The sequence below is a fragment of the Idiomarina seosinensis genome, assembly GCF_003987275.1.
Taxonomy (GTDB): domain Bacteria; phylum Pseudomonadota; class Gammaproteobacteria; order Enterobacterales; family Alteromonadaceae; genus Idiomarina; species Idiomarina seosinensis.
Genome location: NZ_PIQF01000005.1, coordinates 19,375 through 41,230, shown reverse-complemented (window position 1 = coordinate 41,230; position 21,856 = coordinate 19,375). Strand labels below are relative to the sequence as shown.

Here is a 21,856-nt window from a genome sequence, read left to right as displayed (position 1 = left end):
TTAACCAAAAGGACTGTCAAACTGGGTGCGTTTTATGGTTACTGCAACATTAGTCGCATTAACCACAGCTCCCGGTTTACTCACTTTCACCTGGACTTGAGTCACCGCAAACTCTTTTAGAACAAGTTCTGCAATACCTTCGGCGACGGTTTCGATAAGCTGTCTTGGTTGCTGCTGCACCCAGTTGGTGACTGCTTCGCTGACGGTAGCATAGTCCAAAGCCTCTGCAATGTTATCACTATTCGCGGCAGTCTGAATGTCGCAGGCCATCTGCAGGTCGATAACTAAACGTTGGCTCTGGCGTTGTTCCCAGTCATACACGCCAATCACTGTATCGACATTCAAACCCTCTATACTGACAATATCGGAATCTGTGGTCGTCATTGCTAACCTTCATTGGTATTTCGATTAAAAAGCGCTTATTCTAGAAGGCGCTAACATCATTGCAGTCTACACCAAAGACCAAGAGAATCGTACCCTATGACCGCACTGACTTTGCTAATGATCTTAACCGCCTACTTACTTGGGTCGGTAAGCAGTGCCGTTGTTATTTGTAAACTATTTAGCTTACCGGATCCCAGACAAAACGGCTCTGGCAACCCAGGGACAACCAATGTCTACCGTCTGGGCGGAAAAGCACCAGCGATACTAACGCTGTTTTTCGACGTATTAAAAGGGATGGTACCGGTCTGGAGCTCCTACTTTCTGGGCATTGAACCGTTCTATTTGGGACTTATCGCGGTTGCCGCATGCTTGGGTCACATTTTCCCGCTCTACTTTAACTTCCGTGGCGGTAAAGCGGTTGCTACGGCTCTTGGTGCAATGTTTCCTGTTGCCTGGGAAATGGCACTGTTACTGATGGCTACCTGGTTACTGGTATTTAAGGTAAGCAAGGTATCTTCACTAGCGGCCTTAATTACGGTGAGCCTGGCCCCTTTTTACGCGTATTGGATAAAACCGCAATATACCGTCCCTGTGATCATGATTTCAGTTCTTATCTTTTGGCGACATCAAGCTAACATAGCCCGCTTAAGTAGTGGTCAGGAAAGCTCTTTTCGACGTCGCCAATAAGCTATTGGTAATCAACCATTGGGCTAAGGTCTGTCATCGGCCAGCGTGGATACGTCTTAATGCTAAGCGACTCACGTTCTCCTGCCTGTAAGCGTAACGCCCCCGCTAAAGCAATCATTGCACCATTATCGGTGCAAAACTCAGTTCTTGGGTAATACACTTGCCCATTCACCTTACCCAGCAACTCCGCCAATTGCTCACGCAAATGCTGATTGGCGCTGACACCGCCGGCGACGACGAGTCGCTGATAGCCGGTATGCTGTAACGCACGTTTGCACTTTATCACTAACGTATCAACCACAGCATCTTCGAATGCCCGTGCAATATCGGCCAGAGTTTGCTGATCCGATGGGCTACTGGCCAATGTATTAGCCGCAAACGTTTTTAATCCACTAAACGAAAAATCCAATCCGGGACGATCAGTCATCGGCCTTGGAAATTTATACTGACCGCTTCGGCCTTTACTTGCCAATGCCGCTAAGCGCGGCCCCCCCGGATAATCAAGACCCATTAATTTAGCGGTTTTGTCAAAGGCTTCGCCAGCTGCATCATCCACAGACTCGCCCAGCAGCTGATAATCTCCAATCCCCCTGACCTGAACTAACTGAGTGTGTCCACCAGACACTAACAATGCGACAAAAGGAAATTCTGGCTGATGTTCTTCGAGCATTGGCGCCAGCAAATGCCCTTCCATATGATGCACACCAACCGCGGGTAGATCCCAACCAAAGGCTAAACTGCGCCCAATACAGCTACCGACCAATAAAGCTCCCACTAAGCCAGGTCCCACTGTATAAGCGACCCCATCAAGTTGTTGCGGTGTAAGCTGCGCTTGTTCTAACGCGGCGGTTATTAACGGCAATGTTTTTCGAACATGGTCGCGCGACGCCAGCTCTGGCACCACACCACCGTAGTCGGCGTGCAGTTTTACCTGGGAATACAGCTGATGGGCTAACAACCCCTTTTCGGTATCGTAAATAGCAATACCCGTTTCGTCGCAGGACGTCTCAATACCCAATACTCGCATAACTCACTCGCGCTCTGTCGCAATAACCTCAAGAAGACAACAGTTTAACGTATTTTTTATCGTCAATCTGCCAAAACTGTCGCAGCTTAGTTCGGACTAACCTTAGGCAATAGCAGCGTTTTAGTAGTCAACGGCCGGCCATCAACGTCTCTTAACGACAATTTGAGCTCGGGCGTGTCTCTCCACAACACCTCAATTTGTCCATATCGAGATTTGGGATAGGCAGCCCCGTTCCGAACATCAGAGTTATAAGCATCCTGATTCTCAGCAGACATCCAGCCCGCAGTCACCTGCCATAGTGGGTAATCAACAACACCTTCTACTTTAGAAAATTCGCCAAACCCACGGTCGCCGACAGCTAATACCAGTCCTTCTGGCTGTAATTCTTGTAATAACTGTTCTAAACGTTGTTGCTCCTGAGAGTACATTGCCCAACTGTCATAACCGTTTGCCGGCGCGTAAAAAGGCGTGGCACTCATTAACACCCGGACTTCAGCTGGTTTTTGCAACTGCTCGGCAAGCCATTGCCACTGAGCTTCTCCCAGCAAACGTCCGGCTGGGTTGCGTAAATAGGGTCCAAGTTGCTCATCCATGCTCCTGGCGACGCGTTCAAACCAGCCAACCTGAGTTAAGGCGTCTCGGTTCCAGCGGCCATCTAACACGATAACCTGAACTCGTTGCGGCTCATTTCCGATAATAATGCTTTTTGCGAGGCCATGTTCCTGGAACATCCTTGGTGATGAAATCGGTTCACGCCAGTAGGTCAAAAAATGATTTTTGACCGCGTGCTTGGCCGGGTTATTAGCGCCAGTATGACCGTCAATACGATAATCCGTAAGGTTCCATACTGACATCACCGCCGACTGTCTGCGCAATACTTTAGGACCTCTAAAACGGTTAAATACTTCGTAGGCCTCCAGCATGTCGTCCATATCATCCGCATCGACGTCCAGTACGTTTCCTAAAAAAACAAACACTTCCGGGTCTGACCGATGCAGTCCATCAAATACCGGCTGCCGTTCGCTATGATTAAAACAACAACCAAAGGCAACTCGTGTTGACTGCTGTGCATTAGCAGGCCCGCTGGATACGCTCAGCAGTAAACCGATAATGAACGCCGAAACAACCCTCGATATCATTAAAAATCCTCTTTAGTCACCGCGCAGCGTCGCGCCTCATCAACTTCTATATCGCCCCGCGCAACCAATTTCTTTAATGCCTGATCGAGTGTTTGCATTCCTCTCTCTCCGCCAGTTTGTATCGCTGAATACATTTGCGCGACTTTATCTTCTCGGATCAGGTTTTTTATTGCGGAATTACTCAACATAATTTCATGTGCAGCAACCCGGCCACCACCAACACGCTTCAACAATGTCTGCGAAATTACTGCCCGCAAAGACTCCGATAACATCGACCGTACCATCGGCTTATCATCGCCAGGAAACACGTCAATAATCCGGTCAATCGTCTTAGGCGCTGATGTGGTATGCAAAGTACCTAGTACCAGATGACCGGTCTCGGCAGCAGTCATCGCCAGCCGAATAGTTTCTAAATCACGCATTTCACCCACTAGAATAACATCCGGGTCCTCGCGTAAAGCCGAGCGCAACGCGGCTTCAAATGAGCGAGTGTCACGATGCACCTCACGTTGACTGACCAGACTTTTTTTATTGTTATGCACAAACTCAATGGGATCTTCAATCGTCAGAATATGCTGTGAACGCGACTGATTAATATGATCAAGCATCGCTGCCAGCGTGGTTGATTTACCAGACCCCGTTGGCCCGGTAACCAACACCAATCCGCGCGGTGCGTCTACAATATCCTTAAATATTGGCGGAGCCGCCAGGTCATCTAACGTCAGAATGTCGTTCGGGATCATCCGAAACGCTGCCGCAATGCCCTTACGTTGGGTAAATACATTGACCCGGAAGCGAGCGATATTCTCTAGAGTAAAAGAGAAATCACATTCAAACTCCCGTTCATACTCTTCGCGCTGCGGTTCCGCCATAATATCAAATAACATTGACTTGAGTTCAGCGGGCTCATGCGCAGGTTGATTTAATGACCTAATGTCGCCATCTACTCGTATCATGGGGACACTGCCCGCAGAGAGATGTAAATCCGAAGCGGATTGTTTCATACTAAAGGCTAGTAAATCAGTAACATTCATAGTGATTCTCTAAAAGCTAAGGACGATAGATGTGACTAAGGTAGCAGAGAAAACGGCAGAGACCATAGCAAAAAACCTGACTCAGATAGAGCAACAATTGGCGAACTTAGCAAATGAGTCAGCCTACGTTAACCAGGTTACGCTGGTCGCCGTCAGCAAACGACACAGCAGTGATGCGGTTCGGGCTGCGGCTGATGCCGGACAACGTCAGTTTGCCGAGAACTACGTACAAGAAGGTGTTACCAAAATAGCCGAGTTACAAGACGAAACGCTAACCTGGCATTTTATTGGTCCCTTACAGTCAAATAAAACCAAAGATGTCGCAACCCACTTTGACTGGGTGCAAAGTGTGGAGCGCGAAAAAATCGCCCGCCGTTTAAATGAACAGCGCCCGGCAGACCTACCGCCACTCAATATCTTGCTACAGGTGAATATTGATGATGACGACAATAAGTCAGGTTTAGCACCGGCACAGGTTGAGCAGCTGGCAGAGTATGTGAATAATTGCCAACAGCTTAAGTTACGTGGCTTAATGACCATACTAAAAGCCAATACAGATAGTGCCCAGCAACAGCAAAGCTTCGCGCAAATGCGCGCGCTATACCAACAACTGCAAGCCAGCTACGGTGACTCGGTGGATACTTTGTCCATGGGAATGAGTGGCGATATGCGACAAGCGGTACTCGAGGGTGCTAATATGGTGCGTATTGGAACAGCAATTTTTGGACAACGGGAGTGATAATGAACGATATCCGTAATATTGCCTTTATCGGCGCAGGAAATATGACACAAAGCATCGTTGGTGGCATGTGTAAAAGTGGCTACCCCGCTGAAAAAGTGTGGATTAGCAATCCTAGTACCGGTAAGTTAGACAAAATGAAGTCGGAGTTGGGCGTTAACACCAGTCAGGATAACTTAGAGGTGGTAAATGCAGCCGACGCGATTGTCTTGGCAGTAAAACCTCAGCTAATGGCCGAGGTTTGTGATCACCTTAAACAGCATATCGACAATTTAGCCGATAAGCTCATTATTACCATAGCAGCGGGTATTCGTATCCCTAAATACCGTCAGTATTTAGGCGACGACATCAAAATTATCCGGGTTATGCCAAACACACCCTCTTTAGTCGGCCAGGGGATGTCTGGGCTAGTTGCCGACGATAGCGTTAATGACGCTGACAAAAGTTATGTGACAGAAGCCTTTAACGGGGTCGGTGAAACCTTGTGGGTCAGCGATGAAGACCAACTGGATATATTGGGTGCGGTCGCCGGTAGCGGTCCGGCATACTTTTTCGAGTTTATGGACAGTCTCGCCAAAGGCGCGGTAGAACTTGGTTTTGATCCAGAAAAAGCCCGGGCGATGGTTCAACAGACCTGCTTAGGCGCAGCCCAAATGGCTAAAGAAAGCGATTTATCGTTAGAAGACCTGCGTAAGCAAGTCACCAGCAAAGGCGGCTCGACAGCTAAGGGTGTCGAAACTTATCAGCAACGCGAGTTGCACAATATTTCCGCCGACGCGGTCAAAGCAGCCGTCAACCGTAACCAAGAAATGGCTAAGCTGTTTTAGGAGCAGAGATGAATAACGCGATGACCTTTTTGGTCGCGACCATTATCGATTTGTATCTAATCATCGTTTTATTACGAGTATGGATGCAACTGGTAAAAGCGGACTATTACAACCCATTGAGCCAGTTTGTGGTTAAAGCAACACAACCGGTAATCGCGCCGTTACGCAAACTGTTGCCAATGGCGGGCAGGCTTGATACTGCCAGCGTTGCGCTTGCGCTGGCGTTGGGAATGTTAAAAATTACCGCCTTAATCTGGTTGAATGGCTACGGTTTAGCCGCCCTGCCAATTATTGTTCAGGGGGTACTAACAACCATTAGCAGCTTACTTTCTATGCTGTTCTGGATACTGATTATTCGGGCGATACTGAGTTGGTTTTCACAAGGCTATAACCCGATGGAAGCCATGCTTCACCAATTAACAGAACCTTTATTAGCGCCTGTACGCAGGGTTATACCGCCTATCGGTGGACTGGATTTATCCGTCCTTATTGTCATTATTGCGTTGCAGTTTTTACGCGTACTAATTGGTGTTTAAGGAGTGATACAATGGGGTTAATTAAGCAGGTAATCAGCGGGATGCTATTGACCGCTCTTTTTAGCAGCCCGGTTATGGCGGAACAAAAGCAGCAGTTAGGCCCTTGGGAGGTGCATTATAGCGCCTTTAATTCCACTTTTTTAACGCCTGAAGTAGCTGCTGAATACGGCATTACCCGGAGCGAAAAACGCGGCCTGATTAATTTATCAATATTGGATAAAGAAACCGGGGCCGCACAGAGCGTTAAACCTAAAGGCTTTGTCAGTAATCCGCGTGGTGGGGTGCAAACGCTAGAGTTTGAGGAAATCACCGAAGGTGATGCGGTTTATTACATCGCTAGCTTTATCTTTGGTGATGAAGACTGGATGCGTTTTAACATCACCCTGCCACAACAAGGCAAAATAAACCCCACACTGGAGTTTGAACAGCAATTTTATCAAGAGTGAGCACATGCTCACTCTTTTGCTTTAATGCCAAGTGATTTAGCTTCGCCGGAATCATCAATTTCGCGCACTGTAAGAATAACGTCGCCAACGGCAATATTATCTCCAATAACAACCCTCCGGTGAAACTTCTCGGTAAAGTAATCGGTTAATGTTTTGGCCAACAATGTGTCCTTTACATCACCCAGCGGGTAAACATTGGATAACTCAGCAAAGGTTAAATCACCGCGCAAACTAAAGTCGCCGAAGAAACCTTTATCATTAATTTTTAAGCCTTGCCCACCTGAAGCTAAGATCCGACTCACTTCATCGATATCTTTTACGGTCGCTGCAACCAGCAAACCATCACCTTCTTCCACTTGCGGTTGTGTCTCAGGCTGGATCCATTCACCCTCCCGAATTAACCCCATAAAAGTGGCGGGTGCGGTTAGCTTTAGCTCACTCCAGTTATGATCACAGGCTGGTGAATCTTTATCAATTTGATACAGCCACACTTCTAACGATTCTTTACTGGCCACGGCGGATAATGGCATACGTTGCTGTGGCTGCGGCCGTTTGGGAACTTCTAACTTAAGCCAACGCGCCATTGGCGCAATCGTCCAACCCTGAATCAATAACGATACCATAACCACCACGAAGGCAATGTCAAAATACAGCTCTTGCTGCTCGACACCGCTAAGCCAGGGGAATAACGCTAAAATAATCGGTACGGCGCCGCGCAGCCCCACCCAGCTCATAAACAGCTGTTCTCGCCAGGGGAACGAAAATGGTAACAAGCTTATAAACACTGCGATCGGACGCGCAATAAATATCAAAGCAAAGGCGATTCCTAAAGCAACCGGAGCATATGCCAGCAAGTGTGATGGCGTTACCAGTAAGCCCAAAATCAGGAACATGGTAATTTGCGCCAGCCACGCCAGACCATCCTGCACATGTAAAATATGAACTAATTGGGGTAGCCGGGCATTGCCGATCACAAAACCCATTAAATACACCGCTAGAAAGCCACTGGCGTTTAGTGTAGCGGTAAAGGCATAAATCATAACCGCGCTGGCAACCGCTAACAGGGGAAAAAATGAAAAGCTCAAGGGCAGCTTTCGGGCCGCGATAATGAATAGCCGACCGCCAACAAAGCCAAACACTAAACCACCCGCTAACTGCCAGATAACCTCACCGATCATCCAGTACCAAACATCAAAGGTGCCGTTAGCAACCGCAGCAGTCATTGTCAGGGTTAAAATAACAGCCATTGGATCGTTGCTACCCGATTCTATTTCCAGAGTAGCACCAACCCGCTCTTTGATTTGTAAGCCCTGCGACTGAAAAATACCGAATACTGCTGCTGCATCCGTCGAGCTGAGAATAGCGCCGATCAGCAGCGCAGCCGGCCAGGGTAAATTAAACCAGTAGACGGCAGCCGAGGCGACCAAGGTACAGGTTATTGCCACCCCCACGGTAGCAAGACTTATGGCCGGCCATAAGGCGACTCTAAAGCGCTGAGGGTTGGTGCGCATACCGCCATCAAAGAGAATAATTACAAGTGCGGTAGAACCAATGAAAAAGGCAATATCAGGGTTGTCGAAGCTCAGCCCAATAACACCATCTGTGCCGGCCAGCATCCCAACCACCAGAAACGTCAATAGGATCGGAGCACCAAGCCGGTTCGAGAGAACACCGGCCAGAATACTAACGACCAATAACACTCCACAGATAAGTAGCAGCGTATTAGCTGTGCCCAAACTGGCTCTCCTTAAACAATTGAGTTCCTGCCATTTGTTATTTGCCATGATATCATGGCTGAAACTGTATACGACGAATTTAAGGTTATGAATCGTAAAGCTAAAGAAATAGTACTGGCTACCGGCAACTTAGGCAAAGTGAAAGAGCTACAAGCAATGCTGGCCCAGCACCCGACCACCGCCTCTTGGCAAGTTCACCCCCAGTCTAAATGGGATTTCGCCGAAGCAGAAGAAACCGGTCTGGCGTTTGTCGAAAATGCCATTATTAAAGCACGACACGCCTGCCAGCATACCGGCCTGCCGGCTATTGCCGATGATTCGGGATTAGCCGTAGACGCACTTGATGGCGAACCTGGCGTTTTTTCTGCCCGGTACGCAGGGGTCGGTTGTAGCGATCAGGACAACATTAATAAGCTGCTTAACGAGTTATCAGATGTTAGCTCACAGCAGCGTCAGGCAACCTTCCATTGCGTGCTGGTCTATTTAGCTCATGCGGCTGATCCAACACCATTGATTTGCCACGGCCAATGGCGTGGCGAGATACTTAACGCGCCGCAGGGTGATGGCGGCTTTGGTTATGATCCCGTGTTCTGGGTCGCTGACAAGCAATGTTCCGCAGCGCAACTAAGTCGCGACGATAAACAGGCTTTAAGCCATCGCGGTAAAGCGTTAACACAGTTACTTACCCAGCTAACCGCAGGCTATTAATGAGCCAGCATCAGGAACCATTGCGACTACCCGAATTATCATTGTATGTGCACATACCTTGGTGCATACAAAAATGCCCCTACTGCGACTTTAATTCGCACAAGCTTAAAGGGAGCGTTCCTGAACAAGCGTACGTAAGCCGCCTATTAGACGATCTAAGCGCAGATCTTGAGTGGGTTCAGCAGCGCTCGATTCACTCCATATTCATTGGCGGAGGCACACCTAGTGTCTTCTCCGCCAATGCGATCCAGCGTCTGATGGACGGTATCCGTCAGCGAGTGCACTTAGCCCCCGATTGCGAAGTAACGCTAGAAGCCAACCCGGGTACTTTCGAGACAGAAAAGTTTGCCGACTTTGTAAAAGCCGGTATTAACCGCTTATCTATCGGCGTGCAAAGCTTACAGCAACACCAGCTAACCGCGCTGGGGCGTATTCACGACCCGGTCCAGGCAAGAGCCGCCGCCGCTCACGCAAGCCAACTGCCGCTAAATAGCTTTAACCTGGACTTGATGCATGGTTTGCCGGATCAGACGCTAGCAGCTGCGTTAGATGACCTGAAACAAGTAATAGCACTGCAGCCACCACATATTTCCTGGTATCAATTAACCATAGAGCCTAACACGTCGTTTGCCAGTAAACCGCCAGAGTTACCTGATGACGATACGCTCTGGGATATTTATCAGGCCGGCCACGAGTTATTGCAGCAAGCAGGCTACCAACAGTACGAAGTCAGTGCTTACGCCAAGCCAGGCCATCAAAGCAGCCATAACCGCAATTATTGGCAATACGGTGACTACTTAGGTATTGGTTGTGGTGCACACAGTAAAGTGACAGTTGCGGAAGACAATCGGATTATCCGCTGTGAAAAGATCAAACACCCACAGGGCTATTTAGATTTAACCCGAGAGCTTCGCTATCAGTTAACCGAGATAACTCCGGAAGAACGTTATTTTGAGTTTTTCATGAACCAATTACGACTATTAGAACCTGTCTCAAAACAACGTTTCGAACAAACCACCGGACTACCCGCAAGCCAAGCCTCGCTAAAACTGCAACAGGCCATAACCCAGCGCTGGGTAACCGAAACCCCCGGCCACTGGCAACTAACCCCAACCGGCCACCGCTACCTAAACTCAGTACTCGAAACACTACTTTAGGCGTGGGTAGCAATAACCTAGCTTTGGCATAACACGGGTCCCCCAATCAGAGGGACGCTACGAGCACGTCCGTGTGCGCTTGTCTCAGGCCATCCCTGGCCTTCGACACCCTCTGATTGGGGGACCCGTGTTATGCCGCTAGGCTATTACTACTGAGCCGGATTCGAGTGGTGGTTCGAGAGAACGCGCGTTAGGATTTGAGGCCTCTCATCCGGGAATGTTGGAGGCCATGGATGGCCGGAAACAAGCCACACGGACGTGCTTGCAGCGGTTCCCGGATGAGAGGCCTCGAAGCCTGACCGAAGCGTTCTCTCGAACCACCACTCGGCTAAAGCTTTATTATTGCCCCGCGGCTCGCTCCCAGACTTAGCGGACTTTGAATACTAAGTCCCAGACGCCGTGGCCTTTGCGTTCACCACGTTGTTCGAACTTGGTGCTGGGGCGACTTTGTGGGCGTGGTACGTAGTCGTTAGTGGTTGAGGTATTTTCCAGGTTAGGAGTGTTGTTTAACACCTCGAGCATGTGTTCCGCGTAGTTTTCCCAGTCGGTGGCCAGATGCAGGGTTCCACCTAGCTGGATTTTCTGCACCAACTGCTGGACGAACTCTGGTTGAATAATACGACGCTTATGATGACGCTTTTTATGCCATGGATCGGGGAAGAAAATTTGAACCGTATCCAGTGACTGATCGGCAACACATTGTTTAAGCACTTCGACCGCGTCGTCATTGTATAACCGAAGGTTATTAACACCAGCTTGCTCTGCTGCCATCAGGCAAGCGCCAACTCCTGGTTCGTGTACTTCTACTCCAATAAAGTTACGCGCTGGTTCGGCAGCGGCCATTTCAACTAAAGAATGGCCCATGCCAAAGCCAATTTCGAAAGTTACTGGATTGTCATTGCCAAATACTTTTTGAAAATCAAGCAAGCCATTGTTCAGGTTTAAGCCCATCTTTGGCCACTGCCGCTCAATCGCTGCGGCCTGCCCTTTGGTTAAGCGACCTTCTCTTTTTACAAAGCTTCTTACGGTACGCACATACTTGCCCGCTGCGGCGGCTTCTTCAGCACTTTTAAACTGACTCATGAAATAGTTAACACCAGGTTGAATAGTCGGAACAATAAAAAACGGGCCTGCTTCCACAGGCCCGCTTTAATTTTAGCGCTTTTTAAAGGTTGTAATCAACGCTTAGCGTTTTACCGGTACTCGGTTAACGACTTTTAATTCCGCTTCAATGCGACGGTTCTCTTGACGATCAGCAGCACTATTTTCTTTTACTTTCAGTTGCGATTCGCCATGCCCTTTATATGAAACACGGTTTTTAGCAATACCGAAGCGCTTGACCAATGCGTCTGCTACAGATTGAGCGCGGCGCTCAGACAACCATTGGTTGTAATCTGCTTCACCGGTGCTATCGGTATGACCGTGGACTGTTAACTCCAGTTGCGGGTGATCTTTCATGAACATCGCCATTTCTTCGATTTCACCCATGGCAGACTCGCGAACTTTCGACGAGTTCAGGTCAAACTCGACTAACAATTCCTCACGGATTGTTTCGTCTTTATATTTCACACAGCCATTTGCATCAACTGAGTAGTTCATCGGTGTGTTCACACAGTTGTCTTTACTGTCGACTACACCATCACCATCGGAATCAACTGGTTCAGGTTCTGGCTCAGCCGGTTGTGCGGGCTGAGGAGCCACTTGAGGGCGCTGCTTCGGTGCGACAGCCGTAGGTTCACCAAACCATAACTGCAAACCAATGTTGGCAAAGAATTCAGTATGATCGAGTTCCCAGCCGCGCTGAACACCACCTTCTACGCGCCAGGATAGGTCGTCATTAATAAATTCGCGATGACCCACTGTTGCGCGTACCATGGCGTCAGACAAATCACCGACTTCGGTACCGTTAACACCAATACCGGCATAAACCATATCGTTAAAGTGGTAAAGGAAATCAGAACCGAACGACTGACCATAAAGGTCGCCAGGCGCGCCATCAATGCCAGCCTGAACATAATCGTAATAAATACGAGTTTCCCAGTATTCGGTCAGCATAAAGCCGACTTCTAAACCAGTATCCAGAGTATTGAAACCGCTATCTGCGGGGTACAGTGTACCTTCTTTATAGCCAACCCGATCTGAGTCCAGACTTAACGCGCCCAGACGAGCACCAATGTAGAATTCGCCGGGTTCTTTTTCGCTTTGTTGAGCCATGGCGACAGATGTCATACCAACACTAACCAGCGCTAGTAACACCGTATTTAATTTTTTCATTGCAAGCTCCTTGTTTTTGCAAACGAAAATAAGATCCTATGCCCCGTTCTACGACAAATTGTCTATAACGATCACTATAGGACTGTTCTTGACCGTAAGTATAATCCTTTTTTCAGATTTGTCAGAAACGTTTGCATTTATTTACAGAAATAGTCCAGTAGGTTGTAATACCCTCTGCGACAGATATCTAAAGGGGCGCTGATTGAATGAGCAGTAACTTACCACGAGAGCAATTTAACCAGCGGGTTCTCGGTTGGTTTGATCGCTACGGTCGCAAACACCTGCCGTGGCAAAAGGATAAAACCCCCTATAAGGTTTGGGTTTCTGAAATTATGTTACAACAAACTCAAGTGACCACCGTAATTCCTTATTTTGAACGTTTTATCGCTCGCTTCCCAAACGTTCAGTCATTGGCCAACTCAGCTCAGGATGAAGTTTTAAGTTTGTGGACCGGGTTGGGCTATTATGCCCGCGCCAGAAATCTTCATCGAGCCGCGCAAGAGGTTGTGGCACAGCATCAGGGCGTGTTCCCCTGCTCCGTCGAACAGTTAATCCGCTTGCCTGGTATTGGACGTTCGACTGCTGGAGCAATAACATCGTTGGGTTGCGGGAACTATGCTCCCATTTTAGATGGTAATGTAAAACGGGTATTGGCTAGGCATTTTGCCGTCGATGGCTGGCCTGGAAAAGCAGCTGTCTCAAAACGATTGTGGGAAATCTCTAGTGAGTTAACTCCGAGTGAACGTCACGCGGATTATAATCAAGCAATGATGGATCTGGGCGCGATGGTGTGTACGCGTACCTCTCCTGATTGCAACAACTGTCCGTTAGCTTCAACCTGTCAAGGGTTGGCCAGTAATAGCCCGGAACAATATCCGGGTAAAAAACCAAAAAAAACCAAACCAGTAAAATTTGCGTTCTTACAGATACAAATGAATGGTAATGAGATTTTGCTCGAGCGTAGACCAAGCGCTGGAATTTGGGGGGGCCTTTGGAGCTTCCCTCAGTTTGAAACACTCGAGCAGCTGGTTGATGCGACCCAGATTAACCGGGAACAGGTCACCGAACTACCAGCGTTTCGGCATACTTTTTCACATTTCCATCTGGACTGCTTTCCAGTCTTGGTCAATAGTAAAAAGCATGAAGCTGTCGCAGAAGAACAGTGTCGCTGGTTTTCCATCGAAAACGATATCGACGTCGGATTAGCGGCTGTCACGGTTAAACTAATAAAGCAACTTAGGGAATTGATATGAGCCGAACCGTATTTTGTGAATACTTGCAAAAAGAAGCTGAGGGTTTGGATTTTCAGCTCTACCCCGGTGAGTTGGGAGAGCGTATTTTTCAACACATCTCCAAACAAGCATGGGCTGAATGGCAAAAGAAACAAACCATGCTAATTAACGAAAAACACTTAAATATGATGTCCGAAGACGACCGTAAATTTTTGGAACAAAACATGGTGGCGTTTCTATTTGAACACAAAGATGTCGAAATTGAAGGGTATACGCCGCCTGAGTCTTAACATATTTCGTAAAAAACTCAGGAAAAGCTAAATTATTGACTAAAATATTGACAATAGTTCTGGCTTATGAACCTCGCTGGAGCTTAAAAGCCAATTCTGTTAGACTACTAACGAATTCAACAATAGGGAGTTTTTATGAAAGCGCCATCCTGGCGAAGAGCCGTACTTAAAGTAGGTAGTGCGCTCATCGCGCCAGATGAAACCGGAGTCAGTACAAAGTATTTACTACCCATCGCTCGATTTATCAACGAGTGCCATGAACGGGGACAGGAAGTGGTCATCGTCTCCTCTGGTAGCGTTGCTGCGGGTCGTAAACATATCCACTTTGAACATAAAAAAGTACCGGTAGCAGTTCGCAAAGCGATGTCAGCTGTCGGTCAGAATGAAATGATGGGATATTGGTCGCGCTTTTTTGATTTTCCTTGCGCCCAGCTGCTAATGACGCATAGCGACTTACGCGATAGAGCACGCTATGTCAGCATTAAAAACACCCTTAACCGTTTGTTAGAGCACAACATTTTACCTGTCGTAAACGAAAACGACGCGCTCGCAACGGATGAGATGAAAGTTGGTGATAACGACAACTTATCGGCAATGGTAGCAACCTTGGTTGATGCCGATGCCCTATTTATCTGTTCGGATATTGATGGTCTATATGACTCCGATCCGAACCTAAACCCAGATGCCAAGAAAATACCTGTCGTTGAACAAATCGACGAGAGTATTTTCTCCCTTGCTGGCGGATCGGTCAGTGCTGTCGGCACTGGCGGTATGCGCACTAAAGTTGAAGCGGCGGAGAAAGCTACGTCGCACGGCATCGATACTTATATCGTCAACGGACGCAAGGGTGAAACCTTTGAGTCACTGTTACAGGGCGAAATTCCGGGCACCTTATTCCGTCGTCAGTCGGACCCAATCAGTAACAAGAAACATTGGTTGCGTCATACCCTGGTAGCTCAGGGCGAGATATTGATTGACGATGGCGCTGAGAAAGCGTTGATGGAAAACGGTGCATCGCTGTTAAGTTCTGGAATTGTCGACGTACAAGGTGACTTTGATCGCGGTGACGCTGTGGTCGTTCGTAGCGCAAATAACGCCGACGCGCTGGCGAAAGGCATTTGCCAATATAGCTCTCACGAGCTGCTTCACATTAAAGGGCAACAAACAGAAGATATTGCTGAGCAGTTTGGTTATAGCCCGATAACTGAAGTTATCCATCGCGACGATTTAATGATTTTGGAGGATTAATGAGCCAACAACTAGCACAAGAAATTTCACAACGCGCTGCAAAAGCAGCCCGTGCGGTAGCAACCTTATCTGAAAAAGATAAGAACAGTGTGCTGCAAAAAATGGCGGACGCTATTCGTAGTCACAAAGACAACATTCTGGAAGTTAATAAAAAAGATATGGCCGCTGGCAAAGAAAAAGGCCTTAGCGAGTCAATGATGGATCGCCTGCAACTGAATGACGAGCGTGTCGAAGGCATGGCTACCGCCATCGAAGAAATTATTCAGTTAACCGACCCGGTCGGCGACCGTTATCTGTTAGAAGAGCGTCCAAACGGAATAAAAATTGAAAAAATGCGGATTCCACTGGGCGTTATTGCGATGATCTACGAAGCTCGTCCTAATGTTACCGCCGATGCAGGCGCATTATGTTTTAAATCAGGTAATGCCGTTATTCTGCGCTGTGGCCGCGAGGCGATTGAAAGCAGTAAGGCAATCGCAGCCGCGCTGCACGAGGCGCTGGAACAGAGCGGTCTGCCAAAAGACGTTATTACTGTAGTGCCTACTCCTGATCGCGAGCTAATGACAGAACTGCTGCAACAGAAGGATTATATCGACTTGGTCATTCCGCGTGGTGGCGAAGGTCTGATTCATTATGTTAGTGACACCAGTAAGATTCCAGTCATACAGCACTATAAAGGTGTATGCCACCTATACGTAGATAAAGACGCTGACCTGGATAAAGCTCTCGCTATCTTATTAAATGGTAAGACCCAACGTACCGGTGTCTGTAACGCACTGGAAGGCTTGTTAGTGCATCAGGATGTAGCCGATAAGTTCTTACCAATAGCAGCCAAAGCTTTAGCTGAAAAAGACGTTACTATCCACTCTGATAAGCGTTCCGTTAAATACTTTGACGGTGCTGACGAAATCGGTGATGACGAGTTTGGCGAAGAATACCTTGCGCTTGAAATTGCGGTGCGCACGGTCGATAACTTTGAAGGCGCTGTCGAGCATATTCAACAGTTCGGTAGTGGCCATACAGAAGTAATCGTAAGTGAAAACCAGGAAACTGCGGAACGCTTCATTCGTGAGGTAGACTCGGCAGTAACGATGGCGAACACATCGTCACGCTTCTCTGATGGCGGCCAGCTTGGTCTGGGTGCGGAAATAGGCATCTCAACCAGTAAACTACATGCTTATGGCCCAATGGGCTTGCAAGCCCTGACCACCGAGAAGTTCGTAGTTACCGGTGATGGTCAAATTCGCGAATAATATCGCGAATTTTTCACCAATAAAAAAACCTGCTCATTTTGAGCAGGTTTTTTCATATCCGGTCAAGAATTCAGGCCAATCCCTGCTTTCTTTCCAATAGAACCTGTCATACTTATTCTTTTCTTTCAGCAACGACCGTTTTAAGCGGGCGATATTTTCTTTTTTCCACTCGCCGGGCTCTTTAAAGCCACATTTATCAAAGTCGACAATCCACGCTTTGTCCGTGTCATCCAGCATCAAGTTGTGACAGTTCAAATCGGAGTGAAAAACATTGTAGTCGTGCAGCTTTTTAACCACAGCTCCCAGTTGCTGCCAATTATCAGCAGTTAATGAGCGTTCTCTTAGCAACCGGAATACATCAACCGCTCCCGGTATCACTTCCACTAAAATATCGGCTTGATAGCTAAATAAACCTGTTTTTAGCATTCGTGCTGCGATCGGCTTTGGCACTGGTAGTCCGAGTTCCTGTAGCTTTGCTAATAAATCAAACTCATGAACAGCGCGGCTGCGCTCAGCCGGCTCCCGCAAAAACCGATCTTTGTTAACTTTACCAACCAATCCACCACGGTAATAATGACGTAGCAACATGCCATGGTCATCTTGTTGAATAAACCAAACGGTTGAGCGACCCGTCGAATTTCCTGCTATCGCCTTTTTTTGCTGCCAGTACTTGGCAGAGAAATGTTTGGTCTCACACTCCGGCAAGATAGCTTCATCGAACTTTATAAACTCTTTCCCGTTCGCCTTCGTTTTTACCATACTACTTCCTGTTAGAGTAGCTACCTGTGCGTGCTCCAGCATGCGTCCAGTAGCACCTTTATGTTGTGTCAGCACCTGTTGTGCCGATGTATTTTGTGCGTTACGCCGACGCTCATCCGTTAGCAGTATTGCGACCTGATCCGCCAGCATACCGCAGCCGTCGGCCCAACGTACACCGTTAACCTTACTCAGTTGCCGATAGACCTCGGCAAAGTTAAATACCGAGGGCCCAGTCACTACGGCTGCGCCTCCGGCAATTAATTCTAATGGGTTGTGGCCACCACGTTCTATCAAACTGCCACCAACAAAGCTAACCGAAGCTAAGGTGGCCCAAACCGACATTTCTCCAATGCTGTCAGCTAATATCACTTCGGTTTTACTCGTCACTTGATCAATGGTGTTTCTACGACAAAAACTCAACCCAGATCTGACTAAAAGCTCCGCTACCGCTGCAAATTGTTCCGGGTGGCGAGGTGCGATAATTAACAATAGATTTGGCACATCTGCTTGCACTCTGGTGAAAGCTTCGATTATTGATTCGTGCTCACCCGGGTGAGTGCTTGCACACAACCAGACTGCTCGGCGGCTTAATTGTGATTGCAACTCCGCGGCCTGATTTATATGGGCATCTGAGATGCTGATATCAAATTTCAGATTCCCATCAACAAATAATCGTTCTGGCGCAACACCCAACGCTCTCATTCTTAACGCCGAGGCCCGGCTTTGCGCGCATACCACTGCCAGTTGTCGCCAACACTGAGCGGTTAAACCAGAAAAACGTCGGTAGCCCGCTGCTGATTTGGCTGACAACCTAGCGTTTAACAAAGCCACCGGAACCGCCCTTTTTGCCAAATTATCCAACAATACAGGCCATAGTTCCGTTTCCATTAACCACACCGCTTGAGGACGGCAACGTTTTAAAAAACGCCTACAGCAACCGGGGGTATCCAAAGGTATGTAGACGCAACGAACCTGATCACCGAAGTGCTGCTCTATCAGCCGCCGAGCCGTTGGCGTCATGCACGATATAGTCACCGGTAAATTCGGCAAGCGGACAACAAGCGACTCAATCAGCGAGCGCGCTGCCAGTGTCTCACCGACCGATACAGTGTGTATTAGCAAACCGCCCTGCCACCTAGCCTGATAGGGCAAAAGGCCAAGTCGCTGCTTGAGATGTTGGCGATAGCCGGGGTCTTTGCGACCGCGCCAGATAAAATATGCCAGCATTAGCGGTGTCAATAAGGTCATTAACACCGCATAAAGCCTAAACCACATGATTAGCGCCAGTACTCGGCGATCCAGCCGGTTGGCAGAACCTTTCGGTACCACTTGCCGCTGCGGCCACGCAATGCATCATCCGGGTGCGGTTTGCCATGGAAAATAATGACTTTTGCGCCTTCAGGGATACGCGGTTGCTGGAAAAAACTAAATGGAAATGGTCGCAGGCAGTGCCGCTTAAAACTTCTACACCACTGTTCTGGCCAGTATTTAAGTTTATTTTGACGGTCCACAAACTGAGTTATATATTCTTGTTCGTTACGCACATCAGCTGTCGCTTTATTGGCATCTTGCTTAAGATAATCCAACGCATCCTCGTGCGCTCCAGCCTCAAAACGAAAAACAGAGGTATTACCAGTGGCGTCAGACTTATCCCACTCTTTGATGACCAAAAAGTCTCCTTCTGGCTCAAAAAACTTATCCAGACTGCCAACAATAACAATATCCAGATCTAAAAATAATGTAGGCCCTTGCAGGTCATACAGAGGATTAGCAAAGCAGGTTAATTTTAACCAGCCGTGCGCTTTTGCCCATGGGTGCTTCTCGTCAAAGTCTTTAAAGCCGATCTTAGGAATATCTTTTACTTCAACCTCATCACGAATACCCCCGGCCTCGTCCGTTAAGCAAATAAACCGAAAAGGCCGGCTTAAATTTCGACTAACCATGGAGTACAACGTATTAACATAATCGGAGCCGTACTTATCGCCCCACTTAATACACAATACGTTTACTTGTTCAACCGTGTTATCCATATCATCTCCTGCACAAGCTATTTGCGCATAATGCCACAAAACCGATCTGTTCGGTATTAGATCTGCTTGCTGAGCTCCAACGTACTGCTAATTATATCAGTCAATGGGCAAGGAATTAATGTGAAACATTTTGACCAGCAACAACTCGCTAATATGAAAAACGAGCATCGGGTAAAGTTCATCAATTCCCTTTCTGGTTTTAAAAGTGCCAATTTAGTAGGTACCAGTAGTCGCCGCAATGATGACAATTTAGCAATTATTAGTTCTGTGATTCACCTGGGTGCAAACCCTCCGCTAATCGGGTTTATCATGAGGCCTCATTCAGTCGACCGGCATACATTGGAAAATATCGAAGAAACCGGTGTTTATACCATAAACCACGTGCATTCAGGCATCGTAAAAGCGGCTCACCAAACCTCCGCTCGTTATCATCGGGAACAATCCGAGTTCGAGCAAACCGGTTTAACCGCCGAGCGTTTCGATGGTTTTCATGCCCCTTATGTGGCCGAAAGTAAATTATCGATAGGATTGAAACTAGTCGAGGTGGCCAGCATTACCCATAATGGCACTGAATTTGTTATCGGCGAGATACAATGGGTTCGCACTGACGAAGCGGCGGTACAAAATGATGGTTTTATTGACCTTGAGGCACTCGGCACCGTGGCAGTATCCGGATTAGATCGCTATCACACGACCAAAGGCTTATGCCGTCTTAGTTACGCCAAACCGGATAAAGAGCCAACCGAAATCCCACTAGCGGGTCCAGACAGCGATGACTGAGCCTAAATCAGCCTCACCACAGATCCTTCGTTTGATATTGGGTGATCAGTTAAATGCCAGCCACAGTTGGTTAGCTGAAAAAGACAACAGTATTCTTTATGTAATGATGGAGATAGGTCAGGAAACATCCTATGTTCGTCATCATCGGCAAAAAGTATTGGTTTTTTTTGCGGCCATGCGAAATTTTGCCAAAGCTCTCACAAGTAAAGGGCACCAGGTGTCCTACCTGACACTTGATGACAAAAACAATCAGCAATCCTTGACGAAAAATTTATCCCGCTACCTAAAGCAGTATCCTAATGCTCGATTACAGTGCCAATTACCCGACGAATACCGAGTTGACCACCAACTAAGAAGCTGGGCTGGCGAGCAAGAGCTAACGATTGAGTGGTTTGATAGTGAACATTTTTTAACGCAACGCGACTCTCTAGAACAGCTCTTCGATAGTGACAGCAAATTACTGATGGAGACCTTTTATCGCCACATGCGCCGCCACTTAGGCGTATTAATGGATGGCGATTCGCCCATAGGAGGGCAATGGAATTTTGATAGCAAAAACCGCAAAAAGCTCCCTAAAAAGCTAGCTGTCAGTGAACCTCTTATTTTTAAAAACGACGCCGAAGATATCGATATCATGTTAACTGAGATGAAAGTTGATACTATTGGCAATGCTGACCCCAGACAACTGTCCTGGCCCACATCCAGACACCAGGCCCGGCAGCTACTCAGCTATTTCTGTGAATATTTACTTCCCTATTTTGGTACCTATCAAGATGCAATGACCAGCCCTGAACACCATCAGCATTACTGGAGTCTATTTCACTCTCGTTTGTCATTTGCTCTTAATAGCAAAATGCTAGCTCCCTTAGAAGTTGTTGACCAGGCGGTAGCGAGCTGGCAGCGTAACCCAGACTCTATAGAGTTGAATCAAATTGAAGGGTTCGTGCGACAAATTATCGGTTGGCGAGAGTATATACGCGGAATCTATTGGCGTTTTATGCCCGAGTATAAAAATCAAAACCAACTGCATCATCAACGCTCGCTGCCTGCGTTCTACTGGAATGCCAAGACCAATATGAACTGCGTCAGGCAGTCCGTGCAACAATCACTGGATTACGCCTATGCGCATCATATTCAACGGTTAATGGTAACCGGTAATTTCGCTTTATTAGCAGGTGTTGACCCAGACCAGGTTGATGATTGGTACCTGGGCATTTATATCGATGCATTAGAGTGGGTTGAGCTACCCAATACGCGCGGTATGAGTCAGTATGCAGATGGTGGCCTGTTAGCGACCAAGCCTTATGTCTCAAGCGCTAATTATATCCAAAAAATGAGCCACTATTGTAGCAACTGTCATTACCGGCACGACCAAAAAACCGGCGACAAAGCATGCCCTTTTAATAGTCTGTACTGGCATTTCATTGACCGCAACCAACAACAATTTAAAACGAATCATCGGATGGGTATGATGTATTCTGTATGGCATAAGAAGTCACAGCAAGAGCGCGAGCAATTACTGGAACAGGCCAACTATTATTTAGACCACCTCGATGATTTATAACCAAGG

The 21,856-nt window shown here is 47.6% G+C and carries 22 protein-coding genes; 13 read left to right on the top strand and 9 right to left on the bottom strand.

Annotated features, from left to right (window positions below; genetic code table 11):
* Nucleotides 1-384, bottom strand: a complete 384-nt coding sequence (gene folB / locus CWI81_RS12340) for a dihydroneopterin aldolase (protein WP_126785624.1) — start codon at nt 382-384, stop codon at nt 1-3.
* 96 nt (nt 385-480) lie between these two features.
* On the opposite strand from folB, the gene plsY reads away from it, so the two are divergent.
* A complete protein-coding gene (gene plsY, locus CWI81_RS12335; protein ID WP_126785623.1) occupies nt 481-1,071 on the top strand; it encodes a glycerol-3-phosphate 1-O-acyltransferase PlsY in 591 nt (196 codons plus the stop codon).
* 1 nt (nt 1,072) lies between these two features.
* Here plsY and tsaD read toward each other — a convergent pair whose 3' ends face one another.
* The 3 genes from tsaD to CWI81_RS12320 all read right to left on the bottom strand — a co-directional run bounded on the left by tsaD (nt 1,073) and on the right by CWI81_RS12320 (nt 4,271).
* Nucleotides 1,073-2,098, bottom strand: a complete 1,026-nt coding sequence (gene tsaD, locus CWI81_RS12330; RefSeq protein ID WP_126785622.1) for a tRNA (adenosine(37)-N6)-threonylcarbamoyltransferase complex transferase subunit TsaD — start codon at nt 2,096-2,098, stop codon at nt 1,073-1,075.
* Nucleotides 2,099-2,184: 86 nt separating this feature from the next.
* Nucleotides 2,185-3,237 (bottom strand): alkaline phosphatase D family protein, encoded by a 1,053-nt coding sequence (locus CWI81_RS12325; protein WP_126785621.1) that lies wholly within the window; start codon nt 3,235-3,237, stop codon nt 2,185-2,187.
* Nucleotides 3,237-4,271 carry a type IV pilus twitching motility protein PilT gene (locus CWI81_RS12320; protein ID WP_126785620.1) on the bottom strand — a complete coding sequence of 345 codons (1,035 nt, stop codon included), beginning with the start codon at nt 4,269-4,271 and terminating at the stop codon, nt 3,237-3,239. The genes CWI81_RS12325 and CWI81_RS12320 overlap by 1 nt, the downstream gene beginning before the upstream one ends.
* Before the next feature lie 31 nt (nt 4,272-4,302).
* Between CWI81_RS12320 and CWI81_RS12315 the strand changes: the two genes are divergently transcribed.
* Genes CWI81_RS12315 through CWI81_RS12300 form a run of 4 tightly spaced genes read left to right on the top strand, consistent with a single transcriptional unit; the run spans nt 4,303 to nt 6,819 of the window.
* The gene (locus CWI81_RS12315) at nt 4,303-5,010 is read left to right on the top strand and encodes a YggS family pyridoxal phosphate-dependent enzyme (protein WP_126785619.1); all 708 of its coding nucleotides are present in this window, start codon (nt 4,303-4,305) and stop codon (nt 5,008-5,010) included.
* A 2-nt stretch (nt 5,011-5,012) separates the two neighbouring features.
* Entirely contained in the window at nt 5,013-5,837 is an 825-nt protein-coding gene (gene proC / locus CWI81_RS12310; protein WP_126785618.1) for a pyrroline-5-carboxylate reductase, read from the top strand.
* 8 nt (nt 5,838-5,845) lie between these two features.
* Nucleotides 5,846-6,373, top strand: coding sequence for a YggT family protein (locus CWI81_RS12305; RefSeq protein ID WP_126785617.1), 528 nt, complete (start codon nt 5,846-5,848; stop codon nt 6,371-6,373).
* 11 nt (nt 6,374-6,384) lie between these two features.
* Complete coding sequence (locus CWI81_RS12300) at nt 6,385-6,819, top strand: DUF4426 domain-containing protein (protein ID WP_126785616.1); 435 nt, start codon at nt 6,385-6,387, stop codon at nt 6,817-6,819.
* An 8-nt stretch (nt 6,820-6,827) separates the two neighbouring features.
* Here CWI81_RS12300 and CWI81_RS12295 read toward each other — a convergent pair whose 3' ends face one another.
* Complete coding sequence (locus CWI81_RS12295) at nt 6,828-8,555, bottom strand: potassium/proton antiporter (protein ID WP_126785615.1); 1,728 nt, start codon at nt 8,553-8,555, stop codon at nt 6,828-6,830.
* 87 nt (nt 8,556-8,642) lie between these two features.
* Here CWI81_RS12295 and rdgB point away from each other — a divergent pair, with 87 nt between their 5' ends.
* Both rdgB and hemW read left to right on the top strand, forming a co-directional pair.
* Entirely contained in the window at nt 8,643-9,263 is a 621-nt protein-coding gene (rdgB, locus tag CWI81_RS12290; protein WP_126785698.1) for an RdgB/HAM1 family non-canonical purine NTP pyrophosphatase, read from the top strand.
* On the top strand, nt 9,263-10,420 hold the full coding sequence (gene hemW, locus CWI81_RS12285; RefSeq protein WP_126785614.1) for a radical SAM family heme chaperone HemW: 1,158 nt from the start codon (nt 9,263-9,265) through the stop codon (nt 10,418-10,420). Before rdgB ends, hemW begins: the two co-directional genes overlap by 1 nt.
* 366 nt (nt 10,421-10,786) lie before the next feature.
* On the opposite strand, the gene trmB is transcribed toward hemW, so the two are convergent.
* On the bottom strand, nt 10,787-11,503 hold the full coding sequence (gene trmB / locus CWI81_RS12280) for a tRNA (guanosine(46)-N7)-methyltransferase TrmB (RefSeq protein WP_126785613.1): 717 nt from the start codon (nt 11,501-11,503) through the stop codon (nt 10,787-10,789).
* 102 nt (nt 11,504-11,605) lie between these two features.
* Nucleotides 11,606-12,694, bottom strand: a complete 1,089-nt coding sequence (locus tag CWI81_RS12275) for an OmpA family protein (RefSeq protein ID WP_126785612.1) — start codon at nt 12,692-12,694, stop codon at nt 11,606-11,608.
* A 206-nt stretch (nt 12,695-12,900) separates the two neighbouring features.
* On the opposite strand from CWI81_RS12275, the gene mutY reads away from it, so the two are divergent.
* The 4 genes from mutY to CWI81_RS12255 all read left to right on the top strand — a co-directional run bounded on the left by mutY (nt 12,901) and on the right by CWI81_RS12255 (nt 16,717).
* Nucleotides 12,901-13,947: an A/G-specific adenine glycosylase gene (gene mutY, locus CWI81_RS12270; protein ID WP_126785611.1), complete on the top strand. Its 1,047-nt coding sequence runs from the start codon at nt 12,901-12,903 to the stop codon at nt 13,945-13,947.
* On the top strand, nt 13,944-14,216 hold the full coding sequence (locus tag CWI81_RS12265) for an oxidative damage protection protein (RefSeq protein WP_126785610.1): 273 nt from the start codon (nt 13,944-13,946) through the stop codon (nt 14,214-14,216). The genes mutY and CWI81_RS12265 overlap by 4 nt, the downstream gene beginning before the upstream one ends.
* Nucleotides 14,217-14,351: 135 nt before the next feature.
* Entirely contained in the window at nt 14,352-15,464 is a 1,113-nt protein-coding gene (proB, locus tag CWI81_RS12260; RefSeq protein WP_126785609.1) for a glutamate 5-kinase, read from the top strand.
* Complete coding sequence (locus tag CWI81_RS12255) at nt 15,464-16,717, top strand: glutamate-5-semialdehyde dehydrogenase (protein WP_126785608.1); 1,254 nt, start codon at nt 15,464-15,466, stop codon at nt 16,715-16,717. Before proB ends, CWI81_RS12255 begins: the two co-directional genes overlap by 1 nt.
* Before the next feature lie 33 nt (nt 16,718-16,750).
* Here CWI81_RS12255 and waaA read toward each other — a convergent pair whose 3' ends face one another.
* Nucleotides 16,751-18,751: a lipid IV(A) 3-deoxy-D-manno-octulosonic acid transferase gene (waaA, locus tag CWI81_RS12250; protein ID WP_126785607.1), complete on the bottom strand. Its 2,001-nt coding sequence runs from the start codon at nt 18,749-18,751 to the stop codon at nt 16,751-16,753.
* Between the two features lie 2 nt (nt 18,752-18,753).
* Entirely contained in the window at nt 18,754-19,506 is a 753-nt protein-coding gene (locus CWI81_RS12245; RefSeq protein ID WP_126785606.1) for a glycosyltransferase, read from the bottom strand.
* Between the two features lie 153 nt (nt 19,507-19,659).
* On the opposite strand from CWI81_RS12245, the gene CWI81_RS12240 reads away from it, so the two are divergent.
* Both CWI81_RS12240 and CWI81_RS12235 read left to right on the top strand, forming a co-directional pair.
* Nucleotides 19,660-20,286, top strand: a complete 627-nt coding sequence (locus CWI81_RS12240) for a flavin reductase family protein (protein WP_126785697.1) — start codon at nt 19,660-19,662, stop codon at nt 20,284-20,286.
* On the top strand, nt 20,279-21,850 hold the full coding sequence (locus CWI81_RS12235) for a cryptochrome/photolyase family protein (protein WP_126785605.1): 1,572 nt from the start codon (nt 20,279-20,281) through the stop codon (nt 21,848-21,850). The genes CWI81_RS12240 and CWI81_RS12235 overlap by 8 nt, the downstream gene beginning before the upstream one ends.
* Nucleotides 21,851-21,856 lie beyond the last annotated feature (6 nt).

Excerpts from the sequence above, each read along its gene's own strand:
- CWI81_RS12235 (WP_126785605.1), top strand. The coding sequence starts at position 20,279 with ATGACTGAGCCTAAATCAGCCTCACCACAGATCCTTCGTTTGATATTG.
- CWI81_RS12265 (WP_126785610.1), top strand. The coding sequence starts at position 13,944 with ATGAGCCGAACCGTATTTTGTGAATACTTGCAAAAAGAAGCTGAGGGT.
- CWI81_RS12240 (WP_126785697.1), top strand. The coding sequence starts at position 19,660 with ATGAAAAACGAGCATCGGGTAAAGTTCATCAATTCCCTTTCTGGTTTT.
- CWI81_RS12255 (WP_126785608.1), top strand. The coding sequence starts at position 15,464 with ATGAGCCAACAACTAGCACAAGAAATTTCACAACGCGCTGCAAAAGCA.
- rdgB (WP_126785698.1), top strand. The coding sequence starts at position 8,643 with ATGAATCGTAAAGCTAAAGAAATAGTACTGGCTACCGGCAACTTAGGC.
- CWI81_RS12245 (WP_126785606.1), bottom strand. The coding sequence starts at position 19,506 with ATGGATAACACGGTTGAACAAGTAAACGTATTGTGTATTAAGTGGGGC.
- plsY (WP_126785623.1), top strand. The coding sequence starts at position 481 with ATGACCGCACTGACTTTGCTAATGATCTTAACCGCCTACTTACTTGGG.
- CWI81_RS12320 (WP_126785620.1), bottom strand. The coding sequence starts at position 4,271 with ATGAATGTTACTGATTTACTAGCCTTTAGTATGAAACAATCCGCTTCG.
- mutY (WP_126785611.1), top strand. The coding sequence starts at position 12,901 with ATGAGCAGTAACTTACCACGAGAGCAATTTAACCAGCGGGTTCTCGGT.
- CWI81_RS12275 (WP_126785612.1), bottom strand. The coding sequence starts at position 12,694 with ATGAAAAAATTAAATACGGTGTTACTAGCGCTGGTTAGTGTTGGTATG.
- trmB (WP_126785613.1), bottom strand. The coding sequence starts at position 11,503 with ATGAGTCAGTTTAAAAGTGCTGAAGAAGCCGCCGCAGCGGGCAAGTAT.
- CWI81_RS12325 (WP_126785621.1), bottom strand. The coding sequence starts at position 3,237 with ATGATATCGAGGGTTGTTTCGGCGTTCATTATCGGTTTACTGCTGAGC.
- CWI81_RS12300 (WP_126785616.1), top strand. The coding sequence starts at position 6,385 with ATGGGGTTAATTAAGCAGGTAATCAGCGGGATGCTATTGACCGCTCTT.
- waaA (WP_126785607.1), bottom strand. The coding sequence starts at position 18,751 with ATGTGGTTTAGGCTTTATGCGGTGTTAATGACCTTATTGACACCGCTA.
- CWI81_RS12305 (WP_126785617.1), top strand. The coding sequence starts at position 5,846 with ATGAATAACGCGATGACCTTTTTGGTCGCGACCATTATCGATTTGTAT.
- hemW (WP_126785614.1), top strand. The coding sequence starts at position 9,263 with ATGAGCCAGCATCAGGAACCATTGCGACTACCCGAATTATCATTGTAT.
- folB (WP_126785624.1), bottom strand. The coding sequence starts at position 384 with ATGACGACCACAGATTCCGATATTGTCAGTATAGAGGGTTTGAATGTC.
- tsaD (WP_126785622.1), bottom strand. The coding sequence starts at position 2,098 with ATGCGAGTATTGGGTATTGAGACGTCCTGCGACGAAACGGGTATTGCT.
- proB (WP_126785609.1), top strand. The coding sequence starts at position 14,352 with ATGAAAGCGCCATCCTGGCGAAGAGCCGTACTTAAAGTAGGTAGTGCG.
- proC (WP_126785618.1), top strand. The coding sequence starts at position 5,013 with ATGAACGATATCCGTAATATTGCCTTTATCGGCGCAGGAAATATGACA.